This is a genomic window from Nocardiopsis oceani, from assembly GCF_054777395.1.
In genome coordinates, this window is record NZ_BAAHAR010000016.1 from 22044 (window position 1) to 34064 (window position 12021).

Annotated in this window: 9 protein-coding genes; 3 read left to right on the forward strand and 6 right to left on the reverse strand. The window is 70.2% G+C overall.

The window, feature by feature from the left end; translation table 11 throughout:
• Nucleotides 1-56 precede the first annotated feature (56 nt).
• On the forward strand, nucleotides 57-1307 hold the full coding sequence (locus ACYVDG_RS11180) for a cytochrome P450 family protein (protein ID WP_460749240.1): 1251 nt from the start codon (nucleotides 57-59) through the stop codon (nucleotides 1305-1307).
• A gap of 194 nt (nucleotides 1308-1501) precedes the next feature.
• A complete protein-coding gene (locus ACYVDG_RS11185; RefSeq protein WP_460749242.1) occupies nucleotides 1502-2428 on the forward strand; it encodes a hypothetical protein in 927 nt (308 codons plus the stop codon).
• Between the two features lie 28 nt (nucleotides 2429-2456).
• On the opposite strand, the gene ACYVDG_RS11190 is transcribed toward ACYVDG_RS11185, so the two are convergent.
• A complete protein-coding gene (locus tag ACYVDG_RS11190; RefSeq protein WP_460749245.1) occupies nucleotides 2457-3848 on the reverse strand; it encodes a nucleobase:cation symporter-2 family protein in 1392 nt (463 codons plus the stop codon).
• Nucleotides 3849-4403: 555 nt separating this feature from the next.
• On the opposite strand from ACYVDG_RS11190, the gene ACYVDG_RS11195 reads away from it, so the two are divergent.
• Nucleotides 4404-5246, forward strand: coding sequence for a hypothetical protein (locus ACYVDG_RS11195; RefSeq protein WP_460749247.1), 843 nt, complete (start codon nucleotides 4404-4406; stop codon nucleotides 5244-5246).
• Between the two features lie 63 nt (nucleotides 5247-5309).
• Here ACYVDG_RS11195 and ACYVDG_RS11200 read toward each other — a convergent pair whose 3' ends face one another.
• The 5 genes from ACYVDG_RS11200 to ACYVDG_RS11220 form a co-directional block, all read right to left on the reverse strand.
• Nucleotides 5310-6995 carry an ABC-F family ATP-binding cassette domain-containing protein gene (locus tag ACYVDG_RS11200; protein ID WP_460749461.1) on the reverse strand — a complete coding sequence of 562 codons (1686 nt, stop codon included), beginning with the start codon at nucleotides 6993-6995 and terminating at the stop codon, nucleotides 5310-5312.
• Nucleotides 6996-7160: 165 nt separating this feature from the next.
• Nucleotides 7161-7703, reverse strand: a complete 543-nt coding sequence (locus ACYVDG_RS11205) for a hypothetical protein (RefSeq protein ID WP_460749250.1) — start codon at nucleotides 7701-7703, stop codon at nucleotides 7161-7163.
• A gap of 166 nt (nucleotides 7704-7869) precedes the next feature.
• On the reverse strand, nucleotides 7870-8655 hold the full coding sequence (locus ACYVDG_RS11210) for a hypothetical protein (protein ID WP_460749252.1): 786 nt from the start codon (nucleotides 8653-8655) through the stop codon (nucleotides 7870-7872).
• Nucleotides 8656-8722: 67 nt separating this feature from the next.
• Nucleotides 8723-10195, reverse strand: a complete 1473-nt coding sequence (locus ACYVDG_RS11215) for a hypothetical protein (protein ID WP_460749254.1) — start codon at nucleotides 10193-10195, stop codon at nucleotides 8723-8725.
• Between the two features lie 40 nt (nucleotides 10196-10235).
• Complete coding sequence (locus tag ACYVDG_RS11220; protein WP_460749256.1) at nucleotides 10236-11735, reverse strand: hypothetical protein; 1500 nt, start codon at nucleotides 11733-11735, stop codon at nucleotides 10236-10238.
• Nucleotides 11736-12021: the final 286 nt, after the last annotated feature.

Sequence of the window (12021 nt, forward strand, 5' to 3'; positions counted from 1 at the left end):
CTCGATACGGGCGGGGACCGCCACCCGCCACAGCCGACATTCTGAAAGAAACCCTGATGCCCTGCCCCGTCCAGCACGGTTCCGGTGAAGCCGTCACCCTCGACCCCTACGTCAAGAATCTGCGCGCCGAGCGGGAGGTCCTCCACGCCGCTGGACCCGTCACCCGGGTCAACCTGCCCGAGGGCGTGACCGCCTGGGCGGTCACGCACCACGAGGCCGCCCGCGCTGCCCTCACCGACACGCGCCTGGTCAAGGACCCCGCCTACTGGGACGACTACCAGCAGGGCCGTATCCCTGAGGCCTGGCCGCTGATGAGCACGATCCCGCCGACCCCGACCAACCTGCTCGGCACCGACGGCGCCGAACACAAGCGCCTGCGCCTGCTCACCGCCAAGGCCTTCTCCGCGCGCAGCATCGAACGGCTCCGGCCCAGGATCCACGAGCTGACCGAAAACCTGCTCGACGCCCTGGAGCCCGAGTCCCAGCGGCCGCTGGACCTGAAGGGGGAGTTCGCCTTCAAACTCCCGATGAGCGTGATCGGCGACCTCTACGGGGTGGACCAGGCCGAGCACGGCTACCTGAGGGACATGTACGTCAAGTTCTTCAGCGCGGTCACCACTCCGCAGGAGTTCATGGAGACGTACGCGACCCTGGAGCGGTACTACGAGGACATGATCGCGGACAAGCGCGCCAACCCGGGGGAGGACCTGACCACCGAACTGATCAACGCCGGTGAGAACGGCGACGCCCTCACCGACCTCGAGATCAGGGGTACCCTCCAAGTCGTCGTGGCGGCCGGGCACGAGACCACCGTAAACCTGCTGTGCAACGCGGTGCGCGCGCTCCTGACCCACCCGGAGCAGTTCGACCTGGTCAAGAAGGGCGAGGTCGGCTGGGACGCCGTGGTGGAGGAGACCCTGCGCTTCGACCCGCCCACCTCCAACATGGTCTTCCGCTTCGCCACCGAGGACGTCGAACTCGCCGGGGTGACCATCAGGAAGGGCGAGGCGCTGATGACCTCGTACGGTGCGATCAGCCGCGACCGAGGCGAACACGGCGAGGAGCCGCACCCGGACACCTTCGACCTGACCCGCCGGGAGGGCCGGCACATCTCCTTCGGTTACGGCCCGCACGTGTGCCCGGGCTCCCACCTGGCCCGCATGGAGGGCCAGATCGCCCTGCCGATGCTGTTCGAGCGCTTCCCCGACCTGCGGCTGGCCGCCCCCGAGGAGGAACTCGAGAACCACCCCTCCATCGTGGTCAACAGCATCAAGGAACTTCCGGTCCTCCTGCGTCCTCAGCAGTAGGACCGCGGTTTCTCACGCTAGGAAGTTCCCGCCGGGCCGTCCGTATCGGGGCGGCCCGGCGCTTTTTCCAGTGTGCTGGTCACTGGGGAACAAGGGAACTTCAGGAAATATCCAAGAATGGGGAAATTCGGATTATTCGCCCTTATCAAGCCTAAAATCGACAGTCCGAGTGCCTTCCGAGGGAGCGCCTGGATATGTCGAAGCCGGCCGTGATCGCCGCCGTCGCCCTGCTGGCCGCGGCGGTCGGCTGCGGCCAGGCGGATGTGCGCGAGATCGTCCCCACCGGAGGGGAACAGCAGGACCAGGAACGCGAGAATCCCGAGGAGGAGCCCCCAGTCCCGGGGGCGGAGGAGCCCGTCAGCAGCCCGGAACCGACAGATCCCGCCGCCGATCCCACGGGTGCGCCGGACCCCGCACCGGCACCGGGCGAACCGGAGGAGACGGGGACCGGCGAGGCCGAAGAGGAAGACGTTCCGGACGGGGCCGCCGAGTACATGACCGCTCTCGCCGCGAGCGACGACCCCGAGCGGATGCGCGAGGGACTGACCCTCACCGCCGAGGACTCCACCGCGCACACCTACCTGCGCCACTACGTCCAGGTGTTCAGCGCCTGGGACTCGGCCGGACACAGCTATGACCCGTCCGACCTGACGCCCTCCGAAGAGGGATTCGAGCTCTGCCGGGAGGAGGAGGGCGGTCCGGCGTGCGCCTTCTTCAGCCGCTTCACCGTGGAGGACGGCCTGGTCACCGGCTTCCTGGTGAACGGACAGGACCCCGGAAAGCGCCTGGTCTCCGGCCAGGGGGTCGCAGCCAGCTCGGAGGGGGTCGACGTGCACATGCTCACCGCCTACCAGAGCATCACCGACGACGTCCTGGTCGTCACCGCCGAGTTCACCACGGTGGACAACGTCGACCTCGACCTCTTCGGCGCCACCTACACCGCCCCGGACGGCCGCGAGTACCGGGCGGAGGAGGCCGTGGGGGAGTACCGGCTGGATGCGGGTACCGCCGTCCAGACCGCCCTGTTCTTCACCGGACCGGAGGTCGGCGGGGACCTGGCCGTGACCGGCTGCCTCGACGAGTGCTTCGCCTTCGTCGACCTGGACTTCCCGGTGGACTGACCGCCCAGATCTGCCGCCCGGGGGCCGGTCACCCCGCGGCGGACTCCCTGATTTCGGCGCCTTGCCCGCTTTCGGGTGCCGGTCGGCTGCCCAGGACGTTGAAGAACACGTTGAGCACCAGCGCGGAGACGGTGGCGGTGACGATGCCCGAGTGCAGGACCATCGTCGCCCACTCCGGGAAGCCCTCGAAGAAGTCCGGGGAGGCGATCGACAGGATGCCGAACCCGAGGGCTACCGCCACGATCACCAGGTTGTGGTTGTTCTCGTAGTCCACCTTGCCCAGGGTCTGGATGCCCGCCGCGGCCACCGAGCCGAACAGCACCAGGCCGGCCCCGCCCAGCACGGGGGAGGGGATCATCGCCACCACCCGGCCCAGGACCGGGAACAGGCCCATCGCGACCAGCAGGACCGCGCCGGCGGCGACCACGTAGCGGCTCCGCACCTTGTTCAGCGCGATCAGGCCGATGTTCTGGCTGAAGGTGCTGCCGGGGAACGAGTTGAGGAGGGGGCCGACGACCGCTGTGGCGGCGTCGGCACGCAGCCCGTCGGCCAGGCGCTTGCCGTCGACCTTGCTGCCCACGACCGAGCCGACGGCCAGGATGTCCGCCATGCCCTCGGAGAGGATCACGACCATCATGATGCACATGGTGATGACCGCGGCGACCTGGAACTCCGGCGGACCGAAGTGGAAGGGGCTGGGCAGGGAGAAGGCCGAGCCCTCGCCCACGGAGCCGACGTCGACCTCGCCGAGAGCGGCGGCCAGCAGGGTGCCCAGGGCCAGGCCGAGGAGGATGGACGCCCGCCCCCACGCCCCGCGCAGGACCTTGGACAGGACCAGGATGCTGGCCAGGGTCGCCCCGCCCAGCAGCAGCCCCGTGTCGGTGGGGATCCCGGTCTCACTCTCCTCGGTGATCCAGCCGACCGCGACCGGGATGAGGGCGAGGCCGACGACGGTGATGACGCTGCCGGTGACGACCGGTGGGAAGAAGCGGATCAGGCTGGCCATGACCGGTGCGATGAGGATGCCGAACAGGCCCGCGGCGATGGAGGCGCCGAAGACCGCGGGCAACCCGCTGGACTCCCCGATCGCGGTCATCGCGGTGATGGGAATGAAGGAGGCACCGATGACCAGCGGCATCCGCATGCCGAACCGCCACACACCGAGCGTCTGGACCAGCGTCATCAGGCCGCTCACCAGGAGTGCCGCGCTGATGATCAGTCCGGTCTCCACGGGGTCCAAGCCCACGGCTGCCGCCATGATGAGCGGCGGGGTGATGACCCCGGCGTACAGGGCGAGGATGTGCTGGAAGCCGTAGGCGACCATGAGCCGCAGGGGTGGCCGCTCGTCCTCTGGCCGCTCGGTGACGGCGGGTTCCCGGCCGTCGGGAGCGGGGGCCGTGCCGCCCTTGGGAAACGTCATCGTGGTGGGGCCTTCCGGGTGGGTGGTGCTCTGCGGGGTGGTGCCTGAGCGGATGGCGCCACGAGGACAAATCATCGGATGGTCCGAAGTCTGATGCAAATTCGGGGTGCTCCCTTGGAGGAAAACACCAGAGCTAAACGGATGTGCGTGCTTGCTTTCCGTAGTCATGCGTGGGTGTGCGCCTGCCCGGCCCCGGGAGCGGTTCCGCCGCCGCTCAGGCCCGAGATCGGGCCCGCCCCCGGACCGCTGACGGGATCCGTGCCGCCCCGGGGTGCCGGGAACGCCGCCCGCGGGTACCTCGGGAGAGCCGTCGGCGGAGGCCGCGCGGTTCACAGCGACCGGTCCCGGACGTGACGAAGAACGCCCTCCCGAGGCATGTCCGGTTCCGGACACGTCCCGGCGCGGTCAGCGCGCCCGTCCGCGCCGGGTGTATTGGGCCCCTCTGCTATGAATGGGGGGTCTCCGACCCGGTCCCGGCCCCCGCTTCCCCTGAACCGCGCGGTGTTCGGCGGGCACCGGGCCCCGTCACAGCCCAGAGAGAGAAGGCCCATCGGCATGCCCCGTTCCAGACCGCTCTTGAGCGCGTTCGCCCTGGCGCTCGCCGCAGTCCTCGCCCTCACGTCCTGCGGACTCGTGCGCGACGCACGGGAAACGTCGGACGCGGACTCCGGGGCCGCGGACTCCGAAGCGGGAGCGGACTCCGACCAGGAGGACGCCGAGCAGGACGAAGCGGAGCAGGAGGACGCAGAGGACGGGGGCGCCGAGGAGGCGCAGCCCTACGTGGAAGCCCTCGCGACCAACTCCTCCGAAGGGCTGGAGGACGGGTTCGACTACGCCCAGGCGGGTTCGCCCGCCCACGACTACCTCAGGTACCAGGCGGACATCGCCCTGGTGTACGAGGAGGCCGGGGATTTCGAAGACCCCTGGGACGTCGAGCTGGTCGGCGACGAACTCGAGATGTGCCACCCGGAGGACTGTGCGACCTACGGGAACTTCGAGTACCAGGACGGGCTCCTGACCGACTTCGAGATCGAGGGCCGGGCCGTCAGCGACAACCTCTATCCCGGGTTCAGCGAGGTCACTGAGGACGGCGCGACCGTCACGATGGGGGCCAGCTACACGTCCGCCAGCGCCGACGTCCTGGTGGTCACCTTCGGTGTCGAAGCCGACGACGACACTGCCTTCGAGCTGGACAACGCGGACTACGTGGCCCCGGACGGCAGCCGGACCCTGGGCGCGGCCGACACGTGGATGGGCAAGGCGGAGTACGAGCCGGGGGAGTCCGGGCTTCTGCTCTACCACTTCCCCGAGAGCGAACCCGGCGGCCACGTCTCCTTCACCCTCGAGTGCACTGAGGGCTGCTCGGGCACCATCGAGGGCGAGCTGCCCCTGGCCTGACCGGGCAACTTACGGGGCAGGGCCACCGGGCCCCGCCCCCGTGCCGGACCGGGCCCGGGCGGCTTACCGGGTCCGCTCCACCCGGCCCTCGTCCCACACCGGCCCGTCCGCCTCCCTTACGCGCCCGTCCGCACCGAACACCACGAACCGGTCGAAGCCGCGGGCGAACCAGCGGTCGTGGGTGACCGCGAGGATCGTGCCCTGGTAGAACCCCAATGCCGACTCCAAGGCCTCGGCCGACACCACGTCCAGGTTGTCCGTCGGCTCGTCCAGCAGCAGCATCGTGGCACCGGACAGCTCCAGCAGCAGCACCTGGAACCGGGCCTGCTGACCCCCGGAGAGGGTGTCGAAGGTCTGCTCCGCGGAGAGCGCGAGCTCGTAGCGGTCCAGCGCCCGGCCCGCCTCCTCCCGGGGCACACCCTTCCGGGTGCCCTGGCCGTTGTGCAGGATGTCCAGCAGGGTGCGTCCGATGAACTCCGGGTGCTCGTGCGTCTGCGCGAACCACCCCGGCAGGACCCGGGCGCCCAACTTGGCCCTACCGGTGTGCGGCACCGGCTCGACCACGGCACGCTCCTCCTCGGGCACGAGCGAGGACTCGGGGTCGTCACCGCCGGCGGCGATCAGCCGCAGGAAGTGCGACTTACCCGAACCGTTGGAGCCCAGTACGGCGACCCGCTCGTCGTACCAGACCTCCAGGTCGAAGGGGTGCATCAGCCCGGTCAGCTCGAGGTCGCGGCACACCAGGGCGCGCTTGCCGGTGCGCCCGCCGCGCAGCCGCATCCGCAGGTTCTGGTTCCGGGGCTGCTGCTGGGGCGGCCCCGCCTCCTCGAACCGGCGCAGCCGCGTCCGCGCGGACTGGTAGCGGGTGGCCATGTCCGAGTTGTAGGACGCCTTCTGCTTGTACATGGCCACGAGCGCCTTCAGCTTGGCGTGCTCCTCGTCCCAGCGCTTGCGCAGCTCGTCCAAGCGGGCGAACCGTTCCCGGCGGGCCTCGTGGTAGGTGTCGAAGGCGCCCCCGTGCACCCACACGCTGTTGCCCGCCGCGCCCAGCTCCACGGTGACGATGCGGTCCGGCATCCGGCTGAGCAGTTCGCGGTCGTGGGAGATGAACAGGACCGTCTTCGGGCTGGCGCGCAGGGCATCCTCCAACCAGCGTTTGCCCGGTACGTCCAGGTAGTTGTCCGGCTCGTCCAGCAGCAGCACCGGCGCCGGCCCCTGCAGCAGCGCCTCGATGACCAGGCGTTTCTGCTCACCGCCGGAGAGCGTGCGCACCTCCCGCCACCGGCAGCGCTCATAGGGCGCCCCCAAAGCGGCCATGCAGCACTGGTCCCACACGACCTCGGCCTCGTAGCCTCCGGCATCGCCGTAGCGCGCGATCGCCTCCGCGTAACGCATCTGGGTCTTCTCACCGTCGGAGAGCATCATGGCCTCCTCCGCGGCTTCCAGGTCCGAGTGCGCCTCGCGCACCGCGCGCGGAGAGACCGACACCAGCAGCTCGTGCACCGTGGTGGTGTCGCGCACGTGCCCCACGAACTGGGGCATCACACCCAGTTCTCCCTCCACGGTGACCGCGCCCGACTGCGGCGGGGTCTCTCCTTGGATCAGGCGCATCAGTGTGCTCTTGCCCGCGCCGTTGGCACCGACGAGAGCGGTCTTGGACCCGTCCCCGACCCGGAACGACACCCCGTCCAGCAACACCCTCCCATCGGGCAGAGCGTGTGTGACCTGGTTGATGTCGACGTAACCCACGACCCGCTCTTCTCCACTGCTCACGACTGCGCACACACGCTCGGCATGCTCGCGCAGGCTTCCACACGCGTATTCACCCGGGCAAAGGATTTTCCGCGAGGTCAGGATCTGTGCGGCTGGCATCAGCAAGGCCAGGATCCGCAAGGCCTGCGCGGGTCCTCCCGCTCAGCGCGGCGGGAAGCCGTGGCAGCGCTCGGGGGCGTAGGCCCTCAGTACCTCGGGGAACAGGGCCGGGCTCACTTGTTCCGGCGGGGCCTGTCCGGTGCCCGGGTCCCACCCGGACCGGTCTTCGGGGTGCATGTCGGCGGCGAAGACCAGATCGACCTTGGCCACGTGCCCTGCGTAGCGCGCGCCCGGGACGGCGGTCGACCCGGACGTGTACGGGGTCAGGTGCATCCCGAGCTGTTTCAGCTCCTCGGACCGGGGACCGGCGGGCCGCAGCACGAACGTCAAGAGGGTCTGTGTTCCGCCGTGCTCCTGGGAAACGCCCGTCATCAGCCTGAGCAGGGTCGGTGCGCTCAGATGGGGCCGGGGCACCGTGCGCAGGTGCACCCCCGCGACATCGGACCACGGCAGGGTGGCATCCACCGAGATCCGGTACCAGAACAGGGGTTCGGCGGTGAACCGTATCCCGTGCGGAGATACTTCCGTCACCCGCCGCGACATCCACATCGGCGCGGTCACGAGCAGGGCGAGGAACCAGACCAAGCAGAAGATCCCGGGGAGGAGGACGAGGGCGGGGAGTCAGGGCTCACCGACACCGCCGGCGACGATACCGGCGGCCGCGCCCGCCAAGGCGCCCCACAGCACCACCCGGCGCGCCCACGACGCGGGTGAACGCTGCAGGACCATGCGGACCGTGCCCCGGGGAGGTTCAAGGGCAGGCGGTGGCTCTGGCACAGCGGCCTCTTCCGCCGGTACCGAGGCGCCGTCTTGGGGACGGGTCGTCTCTGGGGGGTGTGGCTTCCGGCCGCTCCGTGCCGTATGCGGGGGGAGGGGAGAACCACGTGGCCGACACCTCCGCCAGCTCGAACAGGTCCGGGCGCGCTCGGTACAGCAGGTGAGCCAGGCGCCGGACCTCGTCCCTCATCGGGTCCCCGGGGCCGCCGACGCGTACCCGGTATCCCGTGTCCTCCAGGACGGGGTCCAGCCACTCCGGTGCCTCCGCCCCGCCCTCCAAGTACAGGTCCACCACCGGTCGGCTCACCCGCCGGACGGCCTTCTGGCGGATGCGCTTACCGGTCGGCGAGGCGACGGTGGGGCGTTCGTTGAACTCCCGCTGCCAGGACACGATCAGTGCGACGTCGTCCCACCTCAGAAGGTGTGTGCGTGCACGGAACCACCACCGCCCGCCGTACATGAAGCGCACGCCTTCCGGGGCCACCTGGATCTCGCGCGCGGTGGACTGCCGTACCCACTGCCCCGCCAGCAGCGCCCAGGAGAGCGCCGAGGCCAAAATCAGCGCCACGCCCATCCAGAGGCCCGGGTCCTCGGCGGCGCTCGGCAGGGTGCCCCCGTCGAGCGCGGAGGGCCCCATGAGGACCAGGAACAGGACCGGGAGCGGGGTGAGGACCAGCGTGATGCCGGCGAACAGCTCCCAGTACCCGGGCAGCCGGTCGGGGCGGAGCGAGACCTGGGTGGTCGGAGGGGAGGCGATCATCGTGGAGTCCTCGTGGGCGGTCGGTTCGGGCCGGGTACGGAGGGGCGGCGGAGGTGCCGGGCAGCCGTCAGCGCACCAGGTCCGGGCGGAAGAGTCGGACGGCCCGGCCCAGTTGGAACAGGGAGACGGTGGCCGGTACCGGGCCTCCGTCGTCCATCTCTTGCCACTCCCGTGCGGTCCGCTCGACCATGTCCTCGTCGCAGGTCATCCGGATCCGGGTCGCGGGGAAACCGACCAGAGGTTCCAGCTCCGGGGCGTCGGGCTCGCGGCACCGGTCCACCTCGACTCCCAGCTTCCGCCACGCCGTGGCGTCACCCGTGCGGCGCGGGTCGACGTAGATGTCGAGGGCGTAGAGGTAGTCGCCGATGGCGACATCCCGTTTGCTCCCGAGTTTCTGCTCTCCCCGGGCTCCCGAAACCGTGCGTTCCAGGACGGCCCGCACCTGCTCCCACGGGACGACAGCGTCCACCTTGTGCCAGGACCACAGCAGGGGCCGCAGCTCGAACTCCAGCCCTCGCGGTCCCACCCGGATCTGACGCCGGGTCAGGTCCAGGGGCGCGGACCAGAGCGAGAGCACCAGGAGCGGGCCGAAGATGAGCAGTGCCAGCGCGGACAGGCTGACGACCACCGGGTACCACAGACCGGTGTGGATCCCCAGGGAGCTCAGGAACGTGCCGGCTGTCAGTACCCCGATGATGGTCGCCCACCGGCGCGGACTCTCCCGCATGTCGACCACGACGGGTTCGGTGGGTTGGGACGAGGTCGGCTGCCCGGTCGGGTTCGACGGTGCTGTCGGGGCCCCGGGGGCAGCTGCTGCAGGAGCCGCCTCTTCAGGAACCACCCCGGGCGGGGTGTACCACTGCTCCAGGTCCGTGCCCCGGTAGAACACGTCCGGGCGGATCCGCCCCAGACCGCGGGCAAGCTGGACCATGCTCTCCTGCGCTCGGACCCCCGCGGCACCGATCCGCACCCACGGCGCCGGGCCGTCGCCCAGCTCCGGTGCCTTGGCCTTGCGGTTCTCCGTGTACACCCAGCGGTCGGCCCCGTCGACCTCCGCGTACAGGTAGACGTCCAGTCCGGGGCGCAGCACGCGACGGGAGTTGTGCCTGCTCGGAGTGGCCTCACCGAACCAGCCCCGCCACGCGCTCACGCACCGCACCTGCTCCCACTCCACCGACCAGGTCCGGGCCGGCCGCCACGCTTTGCGGTGCCGGGTCAGTGTCAGTCCCTTCATGGTCACGGCCACCTCGCGGACGGCCCGCCGCCGGACGTGGGACCTCACCACCAGCACGATGAGCGCGAGGTAGGCGGCACTCGCCACCGTGGCCATCCACGCTGCTCCGGAGTTGTCCGTATGCCAGAGCGTTGCCCAGAAACCGGTGCCGTGGCGCTCCATGTCAGAAGGCAGGAACAGGAACGCGGGCGCGGTGAACATGGCCCAGAACGCGCCCGACAGGGGGACCAGCGACCAGCCGGTCCAGGGGAACGGTTCCAGGAGCCGTACCCGGGCCGCGCCGTCGTTCAGTTCGTCATCCGCCATGCGTCACTTTCCGTATCGGAGCGGAGGGGGCCGCGCATGCTTACAGCGTGTCGGTGGACGAGGGCCGGGCCAGACCGTCGAAACCGTGGCACAAGTCGGGGCGGAACAGCTGGATCGCCCGCCCCAGTTGCGCGAGCGGGAGCTCGGTTGGCGCCGGTCCGCCCCGGTCGTAGTCCTCCCAGATCAGCTTGGCCGCCACCGTCTCCCCCGGGTGGTTGAGCAGCCGGATCCGGGTCGCTGGGAAGGCCACCAGCGCTTCCAGCGCCGCGGAGTCCGGTGCCGCGCGCTCGTCCTTCAGCAGACCCATGCGGTTCCACGCGTCGGGGGTGCCCACGTCCTGGGGGGTCAGGTAGATCTCCAGGGTTCTGACCCGGCCCGATTCACCGGTTCCGGGGGGATGGTGACGGAGGCCGCGGTGGTCGTCATCGTGCCGTTTCCCGATCGCGGTGCTGCGCACCACCACGGCCTGGACCCGGTCCCAGGGGATGCGTTCCTCGATCCGGTGCCAGATCCACATCCGCTGCCGCAGGGTGAATTCCAGCCCGTCCGGTCCCACGCGGATCCTGCGCGGGGCGAGCTGCATGGGCGAGTAGAAGAGCTGCACGAGCAGGGTCATGGCGGTGATGAGCAGGGCTATACGGGCCAGCGTGTCCATTGCCTGGGAAGCCGGTTCGGACCACCACCAGAGGTAGGACAGGGCGGTGGCGGTGATCAGGCCGCCCGTCACCGCCGACCACAGTGTCCAGCTCCACTGCTGGTCGATGAGTACCGGGGTGGCAGGGGGAGCGCGGTGGCCCCCGGCCGCGGACGGTCCCGCTCCCGGTTCGGGGATCGACTGCCCGGGTTCGGGCCGCTGAGGCTCGGAGCGCTCGGATGCAGGGCCCGGCGGTGTGTACCACTGCTCTTCCGCCAACCCTCGGTAGAACAGGTCCGGGCGGATCTCTCCCAGGGCTTCGGCCAACCGGATGACCGCCTCCTGCGAGGTCTGGTCGGCACCGCCGACTACGACCCGACGGGACGAGTCGCCGGACTCGCTCTCGGCGGGCCGTTTCCCGGCGACGACGCGACGCTCTTCCTCCGCCACGTCGTCGAACAGGTGGATGTCCAGGGCCGGGCGCAGCACGCGGTGGCGCCGACCTTTGTGGCCGTGCCTGTCGGTCTCACCGAACCAGGCCTGGCGCGCGCTGACGTAGCGCACACGGTCCCAGTCCACGGACCAGGTCCGGGTGGGCAGCCGCCCCTCGCGGTACCGGGTCACCGTCAGGCCCTCCCGGTCCACGGCCACGTCCCTTTGGGCGCTCTGGTGCGGCTGGTCGCGCAGCATCCCGTAGAGGGCCGGGGGCAGTATCGCGCCCATCAGCAGGATGAACCACGCCCCCATGGCGGTGTCCTCGTGCCACAGCAGGTCCGCCAAGGAGTTTTCCGGCTCGGCCACGAACGCGGGCACCGTGTACGACAGCGCGGCCAGGGTGAACAGCGCCCAGAACACGCCGAAACAGCCGATCCCCGCCCAGCCGGACGTGCAGTACACCTGGCCCATCCGGACCCGGACCCCACCGCCGTGCTCTATGGCGTGCCTGACCTGCCTTCCGTTCGCGCCGTCGACCGGCGGACCCTCAGGAGTTCCTCAGCTGGCTCCTCAGGTCCGATGAAGCCCGCTGCGCGGTGGTTCCGTCCTGATCCGGATTCTTCCCGTCGGTCGACGAACCGTTAGGCCACCAGCGGTTCCGGACCCCGCGGGCCCGTTGGAACCGCCCACTCCGCAGTGGGCCCGCTCCCTTTTCGCGGACAGCTGCACCACGAACGCTGTACGCGCGCCACGGGAG